Annotated in this window: 19 protein-coding genes; 4 read left to right on the plus strand and 15 right to left on the minus strand. The window is 34.2% G+C overall.

The window, feature by feature from the left end; all coding sequences use genetic code 11:
* Nucleotides 1–126: 126 nt before the first annotated feature.
* The 7 genes from WH267_RS03280 to WH267_RS03310 all read right to left on the minus strand — a co-directional run bounded on the left by WH267_RS03280 (nt 127) and on the right by WH267_RS03310 (nt 9,532).
* Entirely contained in the window at nt 127–1,251 is a 1,125-nt protein-coding gene (locus WH267_RS03280; protein ID WP_340005649.1) for a helix-turn-helix domain-containing protein, read from the minus strand.
* A 363-nt stretch (nt 1,252–1,614) separates the two neighbouring features.
* Nucleotides 1,615–3,075, minus strand: a complete 1,461-nt coding sequence (locus tag WH267_RS03285) for a hypothetical protein (protein WP_340005651.1) — start codon at nt 3,073–3,075, stop codon at nt 1,615–1,617.
* 26 nt (nt 3,076–3,101) lie between these two features.
* A complete protein-coding gene (locus WH267_RS03290; RefSeq protein ID WP_340005653.1) occupies nt 3,102–3,908 on the minus strand; it encodes a hypothetical protein in 807 nt (268 codons plus the stop codon).
* 79 nt (nt 3,909–3,987) lie between these two features.
* The gene (locus WH267_RS03295; protein WP_228438627.1) at nt 3,988–5,544 is read right to left on the minus strand and encodes a peroxidase, FMP-type; all 1,557 of its coding nucleotides are present in this window, start codon (nt 5,542–5,544) and stop codon (nt 3,988–3,990) included.
* Between the two features lie 14 nt (nt 5,545–5,558).
* The gene (locus WH267_RS03300; RefSeq protein ID WP_115970747.1) at nt 5,559–7,019 is read right to left on the minus strand and encodes a ferritin-like domain-containing protein; all 1,461 of its coding nucleotides are present in this window, start codon (nt 7,017–7,019) and stop codon (nt 5,559–5,561) included.
* A 6-nt stretch (nt 7,020–7,025) separates the two neighbouring features.
* A complete protein-coding gene (locus WH267_RS03305; RefSeq protein WP_340005657.1) occupies nt 7,026–9,089 on the minus strand; it encodes a GMC family oxidoreductase in 2,064 nt (687 codons plus the stop codon).
* Nucleotides 9,086–9,532, minus strand: coding sequence for a hypothetical protein (locus tag WH267_RS03310; protein ID WP_340005659.1), 447 nt, complete (start codon nt 9,530–9,532; stop codon nt 9,086–9,088). Before WH267_RS03310 ends, WH267_RS03305 begins: the two co-directional genes overlap by 4 nt.
* A 462-nt stretch (nt 9,533–9,994) precedes the next feature.
* Here WH267_RS03310 and WH267_RS03315 point away from each other — a divergent pair, with 462 nt between their 5' ends.
* Nucleotides 9,995–10,915 (plus strand): patatin-like phospholipase family protein, encoded by a 921-nt coding sequence (locus tag WH267_RS03315; protein ID WP_340005661.1) that lies wholly within the window; start codon nt 9,995–9,997, stop codon nt 10,913–10,915.
* A 122-nt stretch (nt 10,916–11,037) separates the two neighbouring features.
* On the opposite strand, the gene WH267_RS03320 is transcribed toward WH267_RS03315, so the two are convergent.
* The 4 genes from WH267_RS03320 to WH267_RS03335 all read right to left on the minus strand — a co-directional run bounded on the left by WH267_RS03320 (nt 11,038) and on the right by WH267_RS03335 (nt 15,655).
* The gene (locus WH267_RS03320) at nt 11,038–11,625 is read right to left on the minus strand and encodes a hypothetical protein (protein WP_340005663.1); all 588 of its coding nucleotides are present in this window, start codon (nt 11,623–11,625) and stop codon (nt 11,038–11,040) included.
* 70 nt (nt 11,626–11,695) lie between these two features.
* A complete protein-coding gene (locus tag WH267_RS03325; RefSeq protein WP_340005665.1) occupies nt 11,696–14,173 on the minus strand; it encodes a tetratricopeptide repeat protein in 2,478 nt (825 codons plus the stop codon).
* Between the two features lie 79 nt (nt 14,174–14,252).
* Complete coding sequence (locus WH267_RS03330; RefSeq protein WP_340005667.1) at nt 14,253–15,257, minus strand: hypothetical protein; 1,005 nt, start codon at nt 15,255–15,257, stop codon at nt 14,253–14,255.
* 164 nt (nt 15,258–15,421) lie between these two features.
* The gene (locus WH267_RS03335) at nt 15,422–15,655 is read right to left on the minus strand and encodes a helix-turn-helix domain-containing protein (RefSeq protein WP_047486272.1); all 234 of its coding nucleotides are present in this window, start codon (nt 15,653–15,655) and stop codon (nt 15,422–15,424) included.
* Between the two features lie 91 nt (nt 15,656–15,746).
* Between WH267_RS03335 and WH267_RS03340 the strand changes: the two genes are divergently transcribed.
* On the plus strand, nt 15,747–16,292 hold the full coding sequence (locus tag WH267_RS03340; protein ID WP_340005675.1) for a hypothetical protein: 546 nt from the start codon (nt 15,747–15,749) through the stop codon (nt 16,290–16,292).
* Nucleotides 16,293–16,614: 322 nt separating this feature from the next.
* Here WH267_RS03340 and WH267_RS03345 read toward each other — a convergent pair whose 3' ends face one another.
* Entirely contained in the window at nt 16,615–17,832 is a 1,218-nt protein-coding gene (locus WH267_RS03345; RefSeq protein ID WP_340005677.1) for a hypothetical protein, read from the minus strand.
* Between the two features lie 751 nt (nt 17,833–18,583).
* Here WH267_RS03345 and WH267_RS03350 point away from each other — a divergent pair.
* On the plus strand, nt 18,584–19,549 hold the full coding sequence (locus WH267_RS03350; RefSeq protein ID WP_340005679.1) for a GNAT family N-acetyltransferase: 966 nt from the start codon (nt 18,584–18,586) through the stop codon (nt 19,547–19,549).
* On the opposite strand, the gene WH267_RS03355 is transcribed toward WH267_RS03350, so the two are convergent.
* From WH267_RS03355 to WH267_RS03365, 3 genes are all read right to left on the minus strand, one after another.
* On the minus strand, nt 19,541–20,398 hold the full coding sequence (locus WH267_RS03355; RefSeq protein WP_340005682.1) for a LysR family transcriptional regulator: 858 nt from the start codon (nt 20,396–20,398) through the stop codon (nt 19,541–19,543). The two genes, WH267_RS03350 and WH267_RS03355, sit on opposite strands and share 9 nt — an antisense overlap.
* A 152-nt stretch (nt 20,399–20,550) precedes the next feature.
* The gene (locus WH267_RS03360) at nt 20,551–21,297 is read right to left on the minus strand and encodes a copper chaperone (protein WP_340005684.1); all 747 of its coding nucleotides are present in this window, start codon (nt 21,295–21,297) and stop codon (nt 20,551–20,553) included.
* A 2-nt stretch (nt 21,298–21,299) separates the two neighbouring features.
* A complete protein-coding gene (locus WH267_RS03365; protein ID WP_340005687.1) occupies nt 21,300–22,838 on the minus strand; it encodes a tyrosinase family protein in 1,539 nt (512 codons plus the stop codon).
* Between the two features lie 336 nt (nt 22,839–23,174).
* Between WH267_RS03365 and WH267_RS03370 the strand changes: the two genes are divergently transcribed.
* The gene (locus WH267_RS03370) at nt 23,175–23,849 is read left to right on the plus strand and encodes a hypothetical protein (RefSeq protein ID WP_340005689.1); all 675 of its coding nucleotides are present in this window, start codon (nt 23,175–23,177) and stop codon (nt 23,847–23,849) included.
* The last annotated feature ends 225 nt before the right edge of the window (nt 23,850–24,074 follow it).

Below are 24,074 nucleotides of genomic sequence, written 5' to 3' on the forward strand. Positions count from 1 at the left end.
CTGATGCAAATATCCTGTAAGAAATCCTGAAAAGAGTCCATCTAAAAAAGTCGGACTCATTTTGTTGATTAAAATGAGTCCGACTATCTGCAATTCAATGTCCGATTATTTACAAATAATTAAATATCAGTTGTTTCTAAATTCTGTTGGAGTTTGATTCGTATATTTTTTAAATGAGGTATGAAAAGAAGATTTTGAATTGAAACCTACTTCATATAGAATTTCTAACACGGTATATTTTTTTTTCGTGGGATCTTTCAGAAGGGTCATTGCTTTTTTTATGCGGTATTCATTCACAAAGTCAAAAAAGTGCTGATTGATGTGCTGATTAATGAGTACAGACAATTCACGAACAGGAATGTTCACCTGATCTGCCAATTCCTGAATTGTTAATGAAGGTTCTAAAAAAGGTTCTTTTTCAACCATGAATTTTTTAAGCTGTTCGATCTGAAGGCTTTTGGCATCATCCGTTTTATTTTCAGTTTCCAGCGTTTCAGCAAAATCTTTTGTCGGCTGTAGGGTAGAATCAATTCTTCGGAAAAGTTCAGGATGATTTAAAGCCTTTAAAATAAACCAGCACGCGGACAATAAAGACACTGTTCCTGCAATAATATTCAGCCAGATAAACAGATCTCTATGCTGTGTGTATCTTACGATGTTCTTAAAAATAATACATACATGAATGACTAAGAAAATCATGGTAAGCTGAGACAGCCATTTGTATAATAAAGTGTTTGGATTGGTATAGTTTTCAAGATAAATCTCTTTATATTTTTTAAGGATAAGGAATACAGCAATGATATAAAATAAATATTGCAGTTCCCCGATTCCCTGATAAAAAAACATTTCCGGAGAGTTCCACATTGTGGTAAAGAAATCTTCTTTAGCAGTACCTTCTGCAAGATAAAGCCTTGGTACTAGAATTAAATTGGCAGTAATAAAGGGAATAAGATGCAGTAAATGTTTTCTTTTTAAAGTGAAATCGGAATAGCAAACTGCATTTACGTACAGATAGAAAAGAGGCATTACCAATAAGTAGGCAGATATTTTGAAAGCTTTCAGATTATAGCTCTCCACAAAAAGATGCATAAAAAGTCCGCTGATGTCAATGGCATTTATGATAAGGAAAGCAGCAAATAATCTGTTTTCAAGTTTTCTTTCTGTTTTTACTGTTAACAAAAATACAGCAAGCAATAACGATACAAAAGCAGTAATCGCAGCAATAACTTCCAGAAAACTCAATTTATCCATGTAATCTTTTTGTAAAAATAAGATATAAGGAATAAAGAAATAGGATTGTTAATAATCATTTTTCAAATATTGTAGATTATTATTTTTTCATCTATAGTCCTCCAATTTTATGAATCCGCTTTTTGGTATTTATATTTTCTACTCCGCTGGCAAAGCCTCCTGACTTTGAGCTGGTAAATAAGATGATTCCCGTTATACGTGCTTCGAAGTCAGGAGACTTCGGAGAGGGGGGGCGGGGGAAATATCCATCATAGTAATGAGGGTAAAAAAAGAGACAACCATTAATAGTTGTCTCTTCAAGTGAGAAGATGATTATTTCTTCAAACACTTTTATACCTGATTTTTGCTAGCTGTTTTCAATGTTTATTCAGGATCTATCACTCCGTCTCTTGTGATAACCGGAAGTTGTTTTGTATTTTCAGAAGCAGAGATAACATCATCAAACTGAACTCTTTTGGACTGAATTTTTGAACTTGGAATTTGTTGTAAAATTTTCAGGTGATTCTGATAATTCCTTATCCCCATGGAAACCTGAAATGAGAAGTCAGACGTTTTGTAAGCTTTACCTTTGTAATTGATGGTTTGTACTCCACCTTTCACTTTTTGAAAGAACTCTTTAAACATCACTGTATCATAGGCCTTGTTAGAAAAATCTGCAAGATCCAGCGCATCATAATCAGAATTTAAAGCGGCACGGCTGTGACAGGAGATACAGGACGATCTTTGATTGTCAACCGGGCCATTCATTCTGCCTCCTATTCCAAGGTGTGTAACGTAGGCCTGATCCTGATTGTTTCCAGAATTGCTGTTTTTTAGCAATGAAGCATTGATGATATTTTCTTTGAGTTTTGTATTGATAAAATTGTTTGGGAATCTGTTGATGTCATTCATTTGATCCACGTCGTTATCCCAGCCTATTCCAACAGGATCAAGTTTTTCGTACCAGTCTTTTCCTTTCTTGGCATTATTATAGATAAAAGTACCAAAAGCCCATTGTGTATGTGAGGCTCTGGAATCTTTTACAGCAATATCCACCTGAAGCAATCTTACTTTTTTAACGACTTTCCCTTTGATATCTTTCTTTACTGTATTATCATAAATGTGTGCATCCCATTCCAAACTTCCTTTCAGAAAAGGAACTTCTTCAACAGGAGCATCTGTGAAAATAAGTTTAAAACAAACTGTTCCTTCTGGAAAATCAGACTTATTAATATCAGGAGATTGTCCTTTCCATACTTTTCCAAACGTGTACCCGCCAGGTTCGTTGTAGAAAGAAATAGCCCAGGTTTGTGAAGGTTTTTTTTGTAAATCATGTATTTGGCCAGGCTTAGAAGTGATTTCCTGAGTAAGCCCTCTTAATGCTTCTCTTCCTGCACCCACGTAGATAGAATCATGGCTTGTATTGACAATATATTGATCGTCATTATGCATCCATGGAGCGTGATACCATTTTCGGATGGTATTTTTTTGAACTTTAAAGTCATGGTCTGTATTTCCTTCAAAACAATATTTCAGAACAGTATCCATATAATTCTGATACTTATTTTTATCTGTAAAGTCTATATCCCGCCAAGGATATTTTACTTTAGTACTGTCATAAGTCTGCGGATAATCCTGGCTGAGTTCAAAAGTTTTTCCGGAAAAGCTATCAGGTACTTTATAAAAAGTATTGTAATCCGGGAAACGTTCGTTATCATTCGAAAAAAGCTGTTGGGTAGCAGATAGTAACTGGCTGTCAGAGAGTTTTTTATTCTCTTTACAAGCTATTGCGGTAAGCAATAGCAGCATAGAGCTACAGATTGCTCTTGTTTTTGTGATTTTCATAGGTCTTCAGTGGTTTTTTGGTTTAATTAAATATAATAAGACCTTGTCTGAATCGCTGCAGGAGCCGACATACTTGTACGAACTGCAAAAGCCGGAGTATCACCAATAAGGATTTCCATATCTTCTCTCATTTTATTTTTTGAACTTCCGTAAGACATTTTTACAAAGTCTTTACTTTTTTTCAGATCTAAAAAATAAAGGTTGGTAGGTTGTAGAATATTCCAACGGCAGCCGATAAGCTTTTTGTCGTATTGTCCATACTCTGTGATAGGAGAGAAGGCGGATATTTCCGGAATTAGATCTGTAACATCAGCCTTACAAGTGAAAATGAATTCGCTGCTTTTGTTAGGATCATTACAGGTTACCGTCCAGGTATTTTGTCCGGGAACATTTAATGAGGGAAGGTTGGTCGTAAAGGTGGTTTTAAATTTCGGTTCTCCAAACAGCTCGATACCTGCTTTTATTGCCATGTCTGCATCACAGGGAACGTGCACTCTTTTATGGCCCATTAATTTGGTCTGTTCTTCACCACGCAGGTATTGTTTGGCAGTTACAAAAGCGACATTGTTTTTTTGAGATTTAGGATAAGAAACGATATTTAATTCGATTTCCTGTGTGGTACTCGCTCCGTTGGGAAATTGACCGGTATAGTTTTGGAAGTTAAAACTTACCAAAGCTTTTCCGTTAAAATCGGCAGCAATTAATCCGGTATTTTCCAGATATTTTATAACTTTTTCTCTTTCAACGAGAAACGCAACTTCAATATTGAATAATGTTGCATAATAGAAAGGTAAGCCAAATCCTTCAGGGATTGGAGGTAATTGATTATTCATGGTTTTAGGTTTTAGTTTTTTTTAATATAATTCTACGAGGCGTTTTATGACCCCGTAGAATCTTTGTTGACTTTGGGTTTTAACCTTTGTTGTGATAAGGACATCCTGGAGGAGGAGCGATGCCATTTTCAGTAACGGAAGCAGGCATGGTCATGCTCATTCCTGAAGGAGCATCGAAGAACTGTTCTTCAATGATTTTTCTCTGATCATCAGGAATATCCTCCATTTTACGAAGTGTATTGACTTGAATATGAGGCCAGCTTGTTGTTCCGCCATCATTTCCGAAATCGAATTCAAAGAATATGATCTGTTCATACTGCAGCTGAAGAATTTCTTTTCCATCTTCAATCACCGTTTCGATCCATAAACGAAAATCGACTTCTACAGTCGGAACAAAACGGTTGACAAAAGGAACATTTAAAATTCCACCCTGTGCTCCGGTTTTCATTTTTGAAGATAATTGAATAAGAACATAATTAGCCACTTTTTGTCCACTCAATGTATCTCTTAATCGCATATCAGGTCTTACACAATAAGGATACAATTGATCTGCAAGGATTCTCTGGGTATAGATTTTGTTGGAGCCGCGGTCATTATCATCAGTTAGCGTTTCATGAACCCAACCAGGAGCCGGTTTATCTAAGTTAATAGGGTCTGTTACACTGGCACCTGCACCTCCCATTGTGGGTGAAATGGAAAGATGTTCCGGCTGCCATGCTGCATCTCCGTAAGGGAATTGTGGAGCCCCATTAATTAAATAATCTAAACCGCTCGGAGCGATATCTCCCAATAAAGTAATTGTACTTCCGTGAGGGATAACTCCGCTTCTTGAGATCGAATAATCCGGAATAAAATAAGGTCCTGTAATTCCATCCAGAGGTTTGATTTCCTGAGCAGGAATAATTTCATAATATTTTTGTCCTTCTTTTAACTGGCTTAAAAGAATATAGGAAGAGTTACCGTTTTCATCTCTTACCTCAACCAGCGGTTCATTTCTGTATTCGCCTGTGTATCCGTATTTTTGAGCATCGCTTTCAGAACGGGCATGAATTCCTCGATCTTTTTTAATGGTTTCCTCAGTTGCTGCGTAATTATAAACGTCGCTTAGCCAAAGATACATCCCGTTTTCTTCATGAATTCCTGCATATTGCAATTCTGACTGACCTTCTACCTTATTGACACTTTTAATCGTTTGATCATACTTTACAGCACCACAAAACAATTCAGTGGCCCCACCTCGGTTACGTACGCCACCCGGAACAATTTCGAATGTTAGTTTTTCAATATATTCTTCTGTATCAAAACTGAATTTTCCAGGAATTGTACCGGGATTCGTCCCTGGAGAAGGCATAATTGTGGTGTGAATTCCGCTTCCTAAAGATGGTCTTTTAATATGATCATTGTAATTGGCGTTGTAGCTTACCCAGGTTCCGTTTAGGGCAGCCAGAATACCGTAATCAACATTATTTGCAATATCGTTTAGTTGATCTTCTCTGAAAGGTCGTACAGGATCATCAATTAATAATTTTGAATAACCCTTCATCAATTGTTCTAAATACCCTTTCTGTTCTTCCGGCGAAGTTGTTAATACTCGCGCATTAAGATCTTGAATGATCTCTTGTTTTCTTTTTAACATGGTATATTGGTGTATTAGTTTGAAGGATATTCGAAAGTAGGTCCTGCATTATATTGGGAATCTAACGGTTGGCTCATCAATCCGATGGCCTGTTCTTTCAGTGCATACATATACATGATAGATTTTGGCAGTTCTTCAGCATGTCCTTCCACCGCAGCCTGAATAGCATCTAATAATTTTTTATAAGTAGCATTAAATGCTTTTCCTTGCTCAAATAGTACCGGATTTGATTGATAGTCGGATATTTTAGGATTCGGTTTCATCGGATAAGCGGCGCTCCAGTCTACAGGAAGCGGTTTTCCGACAGGTGGAGTGGCTACAGGCATCATCCCTTTTTCATCAATGAAAGGTCTATAATCACCGCCAACATAAAAATGTTCATGGAAAACTTCTTTAAATCTGAAATAATGTGCCAATTCTGCTCCTTCTTCAAACTGTGAGGCATCTACATCAAAAATAGAATCATCAGCTCCTTCACCTTGTCCTTTAATTTCCTGGAAAACAAGAATCACTCCTTCCAAAGCATCAACAGGATGTAATTTTCCGCCACTTCCGTAATACTGTTCCGGACGGATCTGTTTGGCTGGGTTTCCAGTGAAGATTCCCCCTTTATTGAGTTCTTCAAAATTCTGTGGCAGTTTTTTATTTTTTTCATAATAAGCAATGATTTGGAAAACCACGATATAAAAGAATAAAACGTCATAATATTCTCCAATGGTATGAACATTTTTCATCATAAAATCTTTCATGTTTTCCAATGTCCAGAAGTTATTTTCCTGAGCCACACTTCTTGAAAATGAACTTGAGGTTTCAATTTGAGGAATATATTTCGGAGCTTTTACCGTAGGATTAGTTGGGCTTTCAATCGCAATAAAAGTCGAAATACTGTTGGGTGAGAATGTTTCCAGCCCTACGTAGAAATCAACATTCATCGGAAGTTTCATCGGATAGGTAGGGTAATTCTGAGACTGGTTGACTGATGGCTGAATATTGACAGCATTCATCACATTACAAACCATAATCATGTGAAGCATCTCTTCTACCGCAACACTTCTGATGATTTGTGAAGCTAAAACATTGGTTCCGTCTTTAATGGAGTACAAAGCGGTAAGATAGGGCGGAATTGTAGAATGTTCAATCAGAATGGCTGTTTGCAAAAGGTCCTGTAAAATCGGACGGTAATCTAAGCCAGCCAATCCTTGTTTAGAAATCTCTTCAGTGTGTCCACCAAATTGAGACTGCAGATAAGTATTAAATTCCTTAATCTGATTATTTAAAAGGAAGTTTGTCAGCGTTTTGCTGTGGTGCTTCAATCCTTCAGTCCAGTCATGTTTGCCTATTTTAGAATCAAATAATAATGATTGTAAAGAGATTGCTTCTTCAGTGATGGTATTTTGGGCGAAAGAATTTCTTGAAAAGGTACTATTTTCAATATTTTCCTGAGGTTCTGTTTTATTGATAAGTTGTTGTCTCATTTCTTTTTATTTTAAAATTGTTTCCAAATCTTTCAAAATGGATTCTACTGAGCGAATCGTGAATGCTGATAAAGTTAAAGTTGGGTTCGAAGTTCCCAGAGTGGTCATATTTCCTGCTCCTACAATATATAAGTTCGGATGATCCCAGGCTTTACAGTAGCTATTCGTTACAGAATCTGAGGCATCGTGACCCATTCTGTGAGTTCCCACGATGTGACCTGCTCCGTTATAGGAATATCTGACATCTTTATACATGAAAGTATTGTTATCTTTTGCACTGTATTCCGTACAATCTTTAATACCAAGTTTTTCAAACATCTGGTTGGAAGCCAGTTTTGCCTGTTCCATCGCTCTTTTTTCGTAATCTGTTAATTCATAGTGAATAACAGGGCGTGGAATTCCCAGGACATCTAAATATTCATTGTTAATGGTTACTCTGTTGTCTGGATTAGGTAACTGTTCAATTTCAAAATGGAATAAAACCTGCCTCGAAAGATCTTTAGCCAAAGCTTCTTTTAGTTCTTTACCAAAAAGTCCTCCTTTCAGACATTTTGAAAGATCAGATCCGGGAGAGAAAGTAGGCCAGCTCCATCCCCAATTGTCAAGAGGAGAAATCCACGCGGAAAATTCGCTTCTAAATTTCCCGTCACGGAAAGACGAAATATTGGTGGTAGAACCTGGACCTCTGTAAGGATATACGGGTTTAGGAAATAGTCCCCAAGTGAGCATTACCATGTGGTCCATCAGATTTCTTCCCACCTGATCGCTATTGTTGGCAACCGTTTTTTCAATGGGCTGTCCGTCCTTCATAGCGGTATATTTTGAATTTAAAAGGATTTTAGGATTTTCAAAGGCATTGGCAGCAAGAATTACAATAGAATTGCTGGTGTCAATAACCTCTTCAACAAAATCTGTTTTTTCCTTAGAAATATATCTTCTTAAATGAACTTTTGAGATTCTATCCTGATTGTGCTGATCTACACTTACTTTGTAAACCACACTCTGTGCCTGAACCTGAATGTAAGGATTTCTTTGGAGATTTTTGTTTTTATTGACTTTATACAGTGCTTTTTTCAATGTTTTTAAAGCGTTGTATTTTGCCTGAACCGGACAAATTGGAACACATGAAGCATTTCCTTCACAACGTTCTCCCTGATAAGGATTCCAGACTGCGCCCAGAGCCTTATATTCTTCATTTTCTATGTTGTTTAAGGATAATTTATACCCTGATTCTGAATGATTTGCTTTAATTAATTTTGCTGTTCCATAAGCCGCGTTGGGTGTAGAATTTCTTCCTTGTGGTGAAGGAACCAGCGTCAGTGGAATGCTTCCGGAATCTAACTGAACAGAAGTTCCTTCCAGTCCTTTGATAATTTGCTGATCCATATAACTTTGAGGGATTTCATCCATTGGAAAAACATAATCTTTACCATAATATTCTTCTCTACTTTCTTCAATAGGATATTTTTGGGCAGCAACGCTTCCTGAAACCCCAATTTCAAATTCTGCCATCTCATAATAAGGCTTCAGGGTCTTATAGTCGATTGGCCAATCCATTGCTTTGTTGTATTTTTCCTTTAATTTAAAATCATTGGGAAGCATTCTTGGTGTTGTTCCCAGCCAGTGAAGGGTAGTTCCGCCTCCAACCCGGATGGCATCACTTGCAAAAGGCATCGGACCAAACTGTACCAAATATCCTTTTTTTTCAGGGAATGGGGGAATGATCTTCTGCATATCCAAAACATTGGGAGAAGGAGCCTGCTTAAGATCCGGATACGGTGAATTGGGAACTTTTGCACCTTCCATATAATATTTACGGATGTAATCGTTGTAATTGACCATTGAAGATGCGGAGTCTAATTCAAGTCCGGCTTCCAATCCTGCCTCATACATTAAAATAGATAACTCTTTATAGGCTTTTGAGTCGTTCATTTCGGAACGGTGGATCATTTTTTTTGCATCCGTATCAAAAACGTGATCTGTTAAAAGTTTGGCAATTAAAGATCCGGCGATTCCCGTTCCTACAATGATGACGTCTTTTTTTGGCTGTGGTTTTTCTGTCTGATTCATGAGTTGCTGTTTACAGGTTTAATACTCCAAGATTTAAAGCCCGGCTGTTTCGCTCCTGGCGGGTGAGCCTGCATGATGTTCCATACCAATCCTTCTTTGTAAGAGAGATCGTTTACATAAGCACCTTCCCAGGTTCCCAGGTACCAGAGGGTGATCACGTCTTGTGCAATTTTTTTAGTGGAGGGGTTAGATAGAATTTGAGTAGAAATTGCAGCAGACAGTTGATCCGGAGTTTGGGAACTTTCAATAGCGTTTTTAGAAATATTCAAAAACTCGATGAAAGTGGCTTTTTCAATCTTACCAAGAATATGCTTGTAATAAGTTTCGGCTAAACCTGTAGATTGTAATTCATTTTCGGTAAATCCCGTTAGCGGGGCTGAAATTGTCATGAATACACCGTAGTAGTAATCATCGACGTTGAGGATTTTGGTGTTGATAATCATTGAATAAAATTTGGTGTTAAAAAGTCAGTTTTTTATTGATTAAAGAAGACTCAATACAATTGGAAAAAATAAAATAGTAGCATGTTTTGTTCTTACTCATGCAATTGTAAGAAGCCATAATTTGTTTTTAGTGATATCCATGGTTATGAGTTTTATTAATCCAAAATTATTCATTTGACAGTGATTTCGATTACGTATTTCTACGTAAAAATTTGATTCATGTGGTATTTAGAATTGTTATAAAAAAGAGATTATGAATGCTTTTTTGATAATTTAGATATTGAAAGCGATAATCATAATTTTTTCAGTATTGGCAATATGACAGAAGATTTAATTTCCATACATGGAATAGTCAGGTGAATGTATGCTTTGGGGTATTCAATCTCGTAGTGGGTTGAATGTATTATGACTCACATATTTGATTTATTATTACATTAGTACTACGTTAATTTTTAATCAATTATGAAAGCATTGGTCATTTCAGGAGGAGGGAGCAAAGGGGCTTTTGCAGGCGGGGTAGCAGAACATCTTATAGAACATAATAAAAACGACTATGAACTCTTTGTAGGGACTTCAACCGGAAGTCTTCTGATTCCCTTTCTGGCTCTTGGAGATATCCAAAGAATTAAAAAGTTGTATACCACCATCGAGCAGTCCGATATTTTTACGGTTTGTCCGTTTAAAATAACGAAGAAGAACGGTAAAGTAAAAATAGGGATCAACCATCTGGGGATTATCAGGCAGTTTATAAAAAAACAAAAGACATTAGGAGACAGTACCAACCTCAGAAATCTTATCCGCAATAGCTTTACAAAGCGGGATTTTGAAAAAATAAAAGAGCTGAAAAAAGAAATTGTAGTGACAGTAGCCAACCTTACAACGCAGCAAATAGAGTATAAGTCTTCTAATGAACACAGTTATGAGGATTTCTGCGACTGGATCTGGGCTTCATCCAATATGGTTCCTTTGATGAGCTTATGCCGGAAAAACGGAAATGAATATGCTGACGGAGGCTTTGGAAACCTTATCCCTTTACAGTACGCCCTGGAAAAAGGAGCATCAATCATAGATACCATTGTATTGCGGCTGGAAAAAACTTCATACAATAATCCACCTCTCCAGAATGTATTGGATGTTTTTGCCCGTACTACAGATTTCATGCTGAATCAGATTGCCAGTGACGATCTTATTATTTCACAGTTGGAAGCGGCAACCACCAATGTACACATCAATTTCTTTTTTATCAACAGGATACTTACCACCCATTCATTTATATTTGATAAAGAGGAGATGACGAAATGGTGGCAGGAAGGACTGGAGCTTTTCCAAACCACCGAATGCAAAAGCTTATTGTTAAAAGCGAAGCCTGCAGACCTTATTTAAGTTCTGAAGAAGGGAAGACGCAAAACCGTAGAGTAGGGCTTAAAAATCCCAACGAAAGCTGGGATTTTTTTGATATGTAAAGTAATGAGACTTATGAGAATAGCGGTATAAAATATTTACAACTAACATTTTAAAGACCTAATCTTACTAATGAAATTTTCAATAGAATAAAATGTTTTTTTCATATTCATTAATAAATTAAGGTCTTCAGAAAGATCGACTTTTTCAAAATATTTGTAGTATTCTAAAAAATTTGGATTAATATGAGCTGAAACATTATTTCTTATATCTTCAATTCTACCATGTGACAAAATTATTTTTTTTGAATCTCTTATAAGATCTATTATTAGTTTAAACTCATCTTCAAGTTCGGGGAAATCTAAACTTATTTTTCTTAGTGTTAGATTTAGCTTATCTAGTGCAATTTTGGTTTCATAAAGAATTAATAAACCTCTTTTAATATTATGAATTTTTTCAAGATCATTGAGAGAATAGTAAATCGACTTAAATACTAAACAAAGTTCAAATTGAGATAATACTAATATATATTGAAAATTAGCAAATTCTGTTTCAAAATCTTTGGCTAATTCAATTCCGTTTTTATTTAATATTCCATAGACAATATCATATGAAGTTAATATTTTACTCATTAACTGCAAATGCTCACTGGTGTGTTTAATATCATTGTTTAAATTAGTAATATCTATCATTAAATTATAGTTAGGTATTATGATTTATTGTAAAATTAGAAAACAAGAATATGGTCGATTAATTAGTTATTTAAACTTTTTTTAAGATTTCTAGAGTACTGAAAAAACATATATCAGATTTACCTTTATTAAGTTCATCTTTTAGCTCTCGCCCGGGATGAATGAAATTTCTATAAACTCTTGATAAGTTTGTTAAATGAAAGAAATCTTTCCCAAAATAATTGTTTTCCTCAATAAAGGAAATTAAATCATGGAGAGTACAATCATAAATATTTTTATTGATTGTTCTTCCACTTTGAGAATACGTAACATTTCTTATTTTTTTTCTTTCTAAATAAAATGTTAATATTAACTCAACAAAAGATCCAGATAGTACAACTGTAGATTTTATATTTCCTACTAGATAGTTTAAAACTAGTTCATCAAAATCTCTAAAAACTAATTCCTTATATTTTTTATTGAATTTAGACATTTTATCTTTTAAAATAAAATACTCAATTTCATCTAACCTTGACATGTTTAATTTGGCAAAGCCATCAGTCCATTTTATTGGAATATCTTTTTCATAAATCAATTGTCTTTGTTTAATTAATTCTCCTTGTATATAAGGATTTATCCTATAAATAGGAATATTATAATTATCAAAATTATTAGTATGTAAAATATAATTTTTGGAAATCCAAATTTCTTTTAGCTTTAAAGCATTTACAATATTAGTTTTTATTAGAGATGGAAAATATTCATTCTGTATAGGAATTTCTCCATCTTTAAAATTTTCTTCTTTTTTTATGTTATTTAGAAAATTATTTAATGAGTCTAAACTGAAATAATCTTCATTTTTAATTAATAACAATGACTTTTTGAATGAACTATTGATGTAATCTTCATTGCTCTTTTCTTTTGAAAGTTTTTCAAAAACTTTTTTTTTGTTTTTTAAATTTCGTTCATATAACTCTTTACTCCCAGCTACTTTTATTGCCTCTTCATACATTTGGACAGCTTTTTCAACATACAAAATATCTGTTTTATTACTATAAATGTTACCTAAGTTATTTAATATAGCTCCTGTTTTTTTACTCTTATAAAGATATTCATATATTTCCTGAGCTTCTTGTATTTTATTAATTTCATTATAAGAATATGCAATTTCAAACCATTTATCTGCTTCATTTAATTGGTGATAATTGAAATTATCTTTCAAACTAATTATTTGTGAGTATCTTTTGTTAGTAAACAATGTATCAATAATAGATGCTAAATAAGAAGGATCAAAACTTGTGTTAAATTTTTGGTATTCTTCTAAATCATGCAAAAGTAATTGAAGGTTTTCATCATTGAATATAATTTGCTCAATATAGGTTTCTCCTAGTTTTTCGTATAAAATATCAAATGTATAATTATCATTAGATAAAATTTCTCGTAATAAATTATGCTGGCTATCAGAATCTTGATTATGGAGTTGCAAGATGTACTGCAACCAAGAAACTTTAGTTTTAAAGTCTAAATTTTTACTCTTGTTTTTTAATTGTGTTAGAAGAGATATATTTTTTCTTTCATACAATTCTACTGCGGTGTCAGTATAAGTATTATCTAAATTGAATATAAACTCAAACTCAAGATAGCTTAAATTTTCAGGTAAAAATGTAAGAGAATTAATGAAATTTATTATTTCTGAATTTCTTTTTAAATATCCTAAACTTGCAATAATACCAAATGCACATACCCAGAAGTTGTGATTTGTATATTCGGTGTTAAGATTATTATCAATAATGATATCAAAAGATTTTTTAAAATAATTATAAGCAGATAACCAATCTTTTTTCTTATAATATATTTTACCCAAACTATAATTTAAACCAATTAAAACATAATTTGCATCTCCTTTGTAATTTTTTAATGCAATTTCACAATTTGTAAGAGAGTTATTGAATTCAAAATCTTCATAGTACATTTTTGAGAGTTGGTAATGAAGAATAGGATACTTGTAAACTTCACAGTTTTTCTCCAAAAAAATATATGCTTCTTTTCTTTTATTTATTTGGATTAAACTTTTAGAATATTCAATAAGAAACTCCGCATCATTTTCAAACTTCTCTATAGATTTTTTAAGAATATGACATTTCCTATAATAATCTTTTCTAGAGAGATAAATCAATTTTTGAACAGTTTCTCGAGGATAATTTTCATTTTCAAAAGATCTCTCATAATTATAAATTGATTTTTCATAATCATAAATTTGATTAATTTTTTTTGTATTAGTATCCCAGTCCCAATCATATTCAGTCCCATATATTTCCCCAAGCCAATAGTAGACTAAACCAAGCACCTTTTTTTCTGTGTCTTTTTCTAAAACTTTTTCAAAGCAATTCACGGCTTCTTTATATTGCTTCCCAGTATGTCTTATTATGCCTAGAATATAATATCCAGTAAATTTATTAGGAAATTTTTCAATTATTTCATTGCAGATTTTTTCAACTTTTTTGTAATCATTATTATCATAAAAACCCCAAGCTTTATTCCTTAATTCTTCAAATATATTTTCATTCATGATATTTAATTTTTATCAAAAATAATTATTATATATGCAATGTATTTGCGCAATTGTCTAGGTTTTCTTGAAAAAAAAATTAATTTGGTTTATACCATAAATAAAGATTATGTTCAATCTTTATTCTTTGTAAATCATTTTTAATTTTGGTTAATTGTGCTGTATCATAAATTGGGTAAAATGATTGAATTCTATTTATTTGAACATTTCCTTTTCCTTTTATTTGTTTATATCTTTTTTGAACCCATAATTGATATGTAATACCCTCATATTCAAAAATAATATTGTCTGTTTTATTTATATCAATTAAATGTTTATTATCTATTTTAGTCAATATATTTTTTAAATCTAAGTGTAATTCTTTAGGTAAAAAGTTTTTATAATGATACGTTTTTGCTTTATTGCCTTTTATTGGTTCTGCATAATGCCTGCTTGTAATGTGAATTAAAGAATAAGAAGTAAATTCGATTATTGAACCAGAAAAATTTATTTCAAAGTCTTCTGGATTATAATTTTCCATTACTGACTTAGCCAAATGATAAATAAATTTTGATTGAAGGATGATTTTATCTTTCTGTAATCTATAACGATCTTGATTAGCCTTAATTTTTCTTACCCAATTAGGTATTTTTATTTCAAGAGTTTTCAAATCTTGTTTTGTTTCTGTTGAAAGTTCTTGTAAAATTTGATCTTTATGATTCGTAATTTGAATTTCTTTAAGCCAATTATCAGATATATTTTGTAACTTTTTCATATCTTTAAGCTGTTCGTCCATTTCAACTTTTACAACTTTTCCTCTTTTGGCTTTAAAAAAAGGGCCTGCCAAATCATTGTGGAAATATGTTAAATAAAGCTCATGGAAGATAAAATCATTACAAAATTTAAAATTTTCAGGCTCACCGTCATCAGGGTTATATGATAATTTTATTGATAAACATAAAAATTCTTTTTCCCTCTCTAGTAAGTTCTCTCCTTTTTCTGCTCTATTTTTTAAGTCTTCAAATATTTTTCTGGTTCTAACTTGTTCTTCAGGTGAATCATCTTTAAAGTCAAGTTCCTCAATAGTATATCTTTTTTTTGCCATATAATATAAAAATTATCACTTATTATCAAATATATAGAATATATTGAAATAAAGTTTTACGGCTTCCCGTAAACACCATTTTAAAATCTTGAATCAGTATTTTCACGGAATTTCTTAAAGATTTCGAAAATTTTGTCACAAAAAAATCCCAACTCTCGTCAGGATTATTCATTTATAAGTTTAAAGAAATCAGATAAACTAATTTTTCTTGCTTCACATATTTTAAAAAGTGTTTCAACTGGTATTCTGTAAGTTTCTTCACTTTTAATTTTTCTAATAGTGCTTTCTTCTACACCATGATTTTTGGCAAAAGAATTTTGTGACTTGCCTTCTTGAAGCCAAGGTATCAACCATTTTTTTGTAATGTATAAACAAATTTTCTCGTTTATATCTGTCATAGGACAAATGAAATAATTAAATAGTAAAAAATTACGGTCGATCGACCGTAATTGAATTTCTTTTATTACATTTATAAAAAAATACAACCTCATGAAAAAAATAAAAACACATTTCGATACCCGCTTTCGGGCAGATAACAAGCACTCCGGGTTGCAGCTGATGGAAAACTTCTTCCATTTCAATGAGCTGGATGATTCCAAAGAAATGCTCAGCAACATAATGAATTATGCGGTAAAGAGGAATAGCTGGATCAATGAAGATCCGGCGGTCATCTTCCAGTTTCATCAATCGATGAGGTCGTTGATCCGGGCAGGATATCTCATGATGCTGAAGGAAAGAAAATGGACTGTCGACACTCAATCGGAGAAGATTTCCCCGTGGGTTCTTGGACTGCTTTCAGAGAAAGAATACCGGAATCCGCTGCTGGTTTTCAAAAAAGCATTCAGAGAATACAGCCTCAGAGAATTTGATTATTTTCTGTCCGGAATTGTCTATTTCTCAATGGGTGTCTATGAAAATCTACCGGAAAGGAATATCGTGATGCCTTACATCCATACGGTTAAAATGCTGGATGCGGCACACCTTATCATTCAAAGAAGGAGAGAAAAGAAAGTAACTAACATCAATGAAGGATAAGAGGGTTGTGTATACATTATTGGTTCAGATGATTAATGTATTGATGAAGTATTTTTTTAGACGCAAAGTTTTAGCTTCATTTGCCTATTTTCAGGGAGCCAAGGATAGAATCAACTTTGTTGATTCGTTGAAGCGTGTGGATAAGCATATTGTTTCATTAGGGAAAAAGTCGCTCCTTACAATAAAGCAGAATTACTCATATACTTTGCGTTTATCAAATAATTTCAAATATGATTTTACATCTATACATCTATCGTAAACATCGTAGATAAATAAAAAAATGCCCCTTTTTTCAGGGGCATTCTATTTTAGAGGTATTATATTATTGTGCTCTTACTTGCTCGATCTTGATGTATATTTTAGAAAGGTTGGGCTGGGCACTGCCTGAAGTAGGGGCTCCTGCCATAATGGTTGCGGTATAAGCGGTTTTTGAAGAAGCATTACTGTCTATCCATGTATATCTTCTATGTTCAGGTCCGCCACTGGCTCCATCTATAATCCCTACATTCCCCCAATAAGCGCTTCCTACTGCCCCTGTGCCTTGAGGAAACCACGTAGCTGATGCATCTCCCATACCACCCCATACTCCTGAAGTAATATTGTTGGTTGTTACCGCTGCGCCAATATAACCACCATATTCGGTGTTATAATTCCAATATAGGTTAACGGTAGCTCCTGTATTATTATATAATTGTACATTAGGAATTGCTGCGGTTGTACCACTTGTGGTATCAAATATTACCCTGATCGAATACTTACCATCTGGGGTCGTTAAAGGAAAAGTATAGGCTTGTTTCCCGTTGGAATCGGTTGTGAGGGTCGAATATCCCATCGCAGCAAGGTCTGAAATGTCTGCACGGCTGGTATTTCCCACGGTAGCAGTACAGTTTTGTCCTGCTGTTAAGAAAGGAATTGCGGTGCTGTTCATAGGAAGAGTCATATTATTACCAGTGGTAGGAGTTCCGGTCACTGAGAATACCAATTCGCCATCACCAAACTCTAAAGTTCCGGGTCTTAGCTGGAAGGTTAATCCATTCACTGTAAAAGGAGCACCTGAATTATATGAACCTCCGTTTCCCTGGGTATAGGTAACTCTAAGGTTTCCGTTGAAAGGAGTACCGGCGGTATAGGTAGAGGGATTTAAGTAGGCTGTATTACATTGTAATGCTGAAATCACTGGAGTGCTGGTATTTGTAGCCTGTGTAAGTCTTTGCCATACTGTTCCGTCAAAATAATAATAGCCCATAGCAGTAACATTGATACGTTGTCCTGTAGCATCGCCACCAGTTACATCTGTAATATAAATTAATGCTCCTTGCTGATTGCTGTTATAGGTAGCCGTATTTACAGTAAGCTCAGCTCTTGTAAGCCTCGGAGCCTGCAATCCGAATGTTTGTGTGTTATCCGTAATCACTCCTGAACCATCTCTTTTAGCAGATACATCTACTGTTGTTTTGGGTACATTGGTATTGAAACCTACTTGGGCAAATGCGAATCCAGAGATAAGAATAGCACTGAATTGTGTAAATTTTGTTTTCATGTTGGGTGTTATTTTGGGTAAGTCAAATATAACTTTTTTTTAATGAAAAAATAAAAAAAAACCTTTATAGTTGAATAAAATTAATTAATACGTAATATTATATTAGAATGTGTAGATTTTAAATGGTTTTATAATGATTTTAATTTCAGTATTTTATGTTTGATTAAAGCTGTTTATGTCAAATTTTGTAAAATTCTATTTTTCTCTGAAATAAGATTATTTTTATATATGTATAGATATTTGTATTTACTATTTTATTTAAATCGGTTCTAATGTCCTGAAAATTATCACCAAATGTATTATTGTTAAACATAAATGGTTACCAATGAATTTGGTAAATTGTCCGGGACTTAAAATATTCCAGTTGAATTTTCTTGATAGAATTCTCAGTTGTAAACACTTTTTTAAGTATCCAATTTAAATAGGGTCTGAGATTGTACAAATGATGTGTTTCTCTGACGCAAAGTTTTCATTTTTGAAACGGTTGATGATAAGTGAGCAAAGCATTGCAACTTCGCCGCCGATGAAGAATACAGCTAAAACGTCTGCTTCATCGAATCAACTTTGTTGATTCTGTTCTTTGCCTCCTTACAATAAAGCGGAATGATTAATGAACTTTGCGTTCATTCTTTTAATGCAAAAATCAGATCAAATAATTAAAAAATAGCATTTTTCTGCATTATTCTACTGGCTAATTTTGCGGCAATAAAGAGATTGGTTAAACGTCGAATGGACAGTATAGAATATGGAAATGATGATAACAAAAATTACAGAAAATGATATAGCAGAGCTACAGGAGATCAGTAAAAAAACGTTCTCCGAAACATTCTCTGCAGATAATACAGAAGAAAGCATGGCGCAATATCTTGAGACAAGTTTTGCAACAGAAAAGCTTCATGCTGAACTCAACGACAGAAATTCTGAATTCTACTTTGCCAGACTGGATCATAAAGTCATTGGATATTTGAAACTCAACACCGGTTCATCACAGACCGAAATGAACGGAGATCATGCACTTGAAATTGAAAGGATATATGTTTCTAAAGACTTTCACGGAAAGAAAGTAGGACAGGCTCTTTATGACAAAGCGATTGCCATTGCCACAGAAAAAAATGCAGATTACGTTTGGCTGGGCGTTTGGGAAAACAATTTGAGGGCTATTAACTTTTACAGAAAAAATGGATTTAAAGAGTTTGATAAACATATTTTCAGACTCGGAAATGAAGAGCAGACCGATATTATGATGAAACTGGATTTAAAAAGCAACACAATGAAAACTGAATTTTTTATAAAATCATTCGAAGAATTATCCACTCTCGAGCTTTACAACATATTAAAATTAAGAAGCGAAATATTTATTATAGAACAGAATTGTGTATATCAGGATATTGATGATAAAGATTTAAAATGCCATCACCTGATGTGTTTAGTAGATGGAAATCTGGCAGGATATACCCGGATTGTTCCGCATGGTTTGACCTATGAAGACGCTTCAATTGGCCGTGTTGTGATTGGGTCAGATTATAGAGGATTGGGACTGGGAAAACAGCTGATGGAAAACTCTATCAAAGGCTGTCAGGATATTCTTAAGGAATCAAAAATCCGGATCAGTGCACAATTGTACCTGCTGAAATTTTACAATGCTCTAGGCTTTAAAGAGGTCGGAAGTTCTTACGATGAAGATGGTATTCCGCATATAGAAATGGTTTTAAACTAATTCCAGAATATTTTTAAGAATCGGGTTAGGGTCATCTTTCCGCCATTGGATGTACAAATCGGTAACAAAGGGAAGAGGGATAAAACGGATTCCGGTATTTTGGTGAAGATGATAAGAATGCGGCAGAATCGAAATGCCTAATCCGTTTTTAATTAATGAGATAATGGTAGACCCAAACTCACAACGAATATAAGAATCAAGATTGACGTTGTAAAAATCAAGAACTTCCTGAACCAGCAAATTGTAACTGCTGCCGTCATCTCCTGTGGTTAAAAGGAATTTCTGATCTTTCAATGTTTCTTCAGAAATATCAGATAAGGTTTTAAAATGATGATTTTCAGGAACCACTAAAGAAAGATTTTCCTGGTATAATTTCTTTTCATTAATTCCTGAATAGGTATTGATATCACGGGAAAATGCGAGATCTATCTTATAATTTTTAAGATAATCCTCCTGAATTTCATTGGTAAGCTGAAACAATTCCAGATTAAGATGAGGAAAAGCTACCGAAACCTTTTTCACAAAATCGGGTAAAACTGAAGAAGAAATAGAATCAGGGTGTGCAATTCTTATTGTTCCATGTTCGCCTAAATGAATTTGCCGGGCCAGCTGATGAAAAGCCTCCATTTGACTAAGCTCTTCGCCCCATTTTTCCTGTAAAAATTGGCCTGCCGGGGTAAGTTTCACATTTCGCTTATCACGGTAAAACAGCTGAACACCCAGTTCACTTTCTAAAGACTGAATGTTCCGGCTCAAAGCAGACTGTGTAATATTCATTTTCGCAGACGTATTCCAGAAATGAAGTTCTTTGGCCAATGCCAGAAAATATTTGAGCTGTTGTAGATCCATTAATGCAAATTAATCATTAGTTAAGCAAATTTAATAAGTAAATTGAATTAAAGATCACCTGATTGAAAATTATATGAATACAAAAAATAGCGCCTCTTTATAAAAAATGGCGCTATTTGGATATTGTAATCTAATCTTTTTTTAACAGCAGATCAACGTCTGATAGGATTTTCAGGGATTATGATTCTCAGTAATTTCAACCTCAAATCTATGCGCCAACGTGGAGCTTGCGGATGTTCCATATGTTCGCTCAGCATAATAAAAGTGACGATCAGCATCGCCAAATGATGTCCCTGCGGTAATAACATCGGGAGAAGCATTAATGCCCAGCCTGCGCCAACACACCAGAAACCGTGAGTAATCCCAAATGAAAAAGCATCCTTATAAGCTTTAGAACCCCAGGCTGCCAAAACAGGATGATAATGTCCCCTGTTTAGACACTTTTGCTTAATGGGTGAAAATTGCCAGATTAAGGTGATGATCCCAAAAATAACTGCAGGAATAAAAGATCCAGGCATCTGAATACTCAGAAAGATGATGAAAATGTTTAATAAAAACCCGGTTACAGCCCACATCAAAACATATCCTGTTATAAAAAGAATGACCAATAAAAAACTCATACTTTTAAAACTTTGATTAATGATGATCTGTATAGGAATAATCAGCTTGGGAAGCATCATGGCCAATACCATCAATATCCATCCCGTCATCATTTCAGAGAAAGGATTTATTTTGAGGATCATTTTTAATGAAGCGCTGCTTCCGTTACATAAATTCATCTGACAATGTGCTGCTGTAAGCAAATTGCCGGGATTGAAAAGCAGGATAAACCAACAGATAATACTGAAACTCCATACACTGTAACTTATAAGGTTCCGATTAGCATTTGATCTTTTCATTGCTATTGTTTTTCTCTGTAAACGCTTATTCTTCCTACTGTAATTTTCACATCAGATAAGATTTCGTTATCAGGAGTAATGGCAACATCTAAGGATTTTAGATTCTCAAGATCATTTTCAAGATGCAGTTCATCAATGATATTGGTAATATCTAAAGAAAAGCTAAGTCCGTTACCTCCTCCGTGAGAATCGTCCAGTGATGCATTGCGAAGTCCAAAAAGTGAGATAAATCCTATATGCTGATTGTTTACAGAAACTTCAAGCGTATTGGCGTTGATATTTCCCTTCACATTCTCCAGAACCAAATAGATACGGTCAGGAATTTCATCTGCAGAAGCTCTTAAAAGGCTTGTAGACACTTTCTTTAATCCTTTATCAGAAAAATTAACGGTAGTTTTGGTTACTGCATTCTTAATTTCAAAAGAACCTTGGTTGGCAGCGACTAATTCTGTTGGTTTCTCATTATTATCCATAGTAGATTCAGTTAGTTGAGCATCATCCAAAATTGGAATTCCTAGTTTTCTCAATCTTTCAGAAGTAGTATCGGCGGCAGCAGGTTCTACTTTTGTTTGAAGATCATCATAGCTGTAATTCAAAAGATCAAGATTGGTTACATCATTGGGGGTATACGTCCATTCTTTTCCATCAAGTAAAGGCATTACAAACTCACGTTCTCCAATTTCCTTCGGGCCTCCCAGCCATTTTTTCTCTGATGGATTCTTGTTTCCCTTGGCATTCCACGATGCCCACATTCTGTCAATATTACAGTGATGAAGATAAAAGATAGGATCCAGTGCTGCAGCGTTAGGATCAGACATAAGACCTTCATTTCCTTTAACAACTCCTCCTACATCATTATGAACAAAATTATGAGGATTGGTTTCTAAACTTTCTTCAGGAAATATTGTACCATAATGTGAAAAATCAGTTTCAGGCCCTCCGAAACAATTTTGATTACCGGTGTATACTGTCTTAAGTTCACAATTTTGTGTAACTCTTGGCTTGCCGTCCTTAAATAATTTGATGTAAATATTTCCGTCATTATCAGGACCGTGTCTTTCTGTAACAAAAAGAGGGTTAGGAGTATCGCGGTCTAAAAACGGCCTGGTAAATGCCGGAGGTATTTTATTTTCTTTTTCTCCACCAAAGTAGTTCCAATACGGTAAAGCCCAGTCATCAGGCCCATTAAGCTCTATCACTATTGCTCTGATCTGAATTTCCAAAGCCATAAGATAGCCACGATGCCAGGGGGCAAAATACCAGGTTTGGTGCTGACATTGATTCCAATACTTATCTTTTATATCTGTAGACGGAAGAGGGCTTGTAGGTACCTTTGGCGGAGCTTTAATAGTATTCCAGTCAATACCATCAGGATCCCCGGCAAAATTTTCACCGTGAATGGCAGCAAAAAACCACCAGCTCGTTGGGTCATCCAATTTCCTAGACTGCATTTCAGCAACTGCTCTTGCATACCAGTATAAATCGGGATTATTAAACGTTCCTTCCTCATTCCACGCGTTTTTTCGTAAGAATTTTTTCATGTACTAATAGATTTATGATTATAGTTATGAGATTGAAACCAAATATTTTTCGATTTCATTCTCACTGTAAAATTATTATTTAAAAAAATCTTGTCTATCAGTAGTTATACCTAATCTTGCATGAAAGAAGGTTTTGTGATAAGAAAGAGTATCAGACTATTTTCTTGCAGACTCAGCCTTGTATAGTTTAATGTGCTTTGAATTAATAATTTTATAAAATATGATGGAACATATCCAGCTACATAATGTCACAATTTTTTCTATATTTAGAAAAAAATGGCTTGTGTCTGCATTTTGCGTTCTACAGCCTTTCTATGAACCCATATAAAAAGGACAATGCCAATAAATCAATTACCTCCGGACGGAGGTATGCTCTATAAAGAAACAGATATGGCTCATTTTTTTCCTGAGCCGCTAAATGCAATCACTGCTGTATTATTTTTAGCCATAGCCATTTTTTGGACCCTTAAAATGAAAGACAATTTTAAAGAATATCCTTTTTTAACCTACTGTCTGGTTTTGTTATATATTGGTGCCATAGGGGGAACCATTTATCATGCATTCAGACAATGGCCGGTATTTATTATGATGGATTGGATGCCCATTATGGTATTGTGCTTTTCTGCAGGGTTTTATTTTTTAGCGCAGAGCCTCAAATGGTACTATGCTATTGTAATGGTTCTTATATATCTGGTCCTTACGTTGGGGTTGAGAAATTGGATTTTGGCAGATAAACCTTCTCTCTTTATCAACGTAAATTATGCAATCATGGCTTCATTTGTACTTTTCTCAGTATTGAGTTATCTGATTTATACCCAATGGAAAGCTGGTAAATGGGTAGGCTTTGCTTTATTGTCGTTTGTTTTCGCACTCACTTCCCGCATCATTGACAAATGGGAATGGTTGACTTTTGGAACACACTTTTTGTGGCATACCTTTGGAGCGATAGCCACATTTTGCATGTTTAATTATATCTATCTTACACGGAATATAACTAGAAAAAATAAGTAGTTTTTATTTTCCTTGAAACTGTAATTCGTACACAAAGCCTGTATCTAATATTTTTCCGCAGATTACCACAGGTGATTGAGAATAAGTATGTACATTCAAAAAAAAATGATTTTTTTTAAAAACTTAAGTGCTCTTCTCAAACATGTAGCTAATCACTCAAATAAACCAAAGTGTCTAAAACTTTTATGCCTTTTGTGGTTGAATTTTTACCACAGATGACACAGA

Source organism: Chryseobacterium sp. MYb328 (assembly GCF_037572595.1).
GTDB lineage: Bacteria > Bacteroidota > Bacteroidia > Flavobacteriales > Weeksellaceae > Chryseobacterium > Chryseobacterium pennae.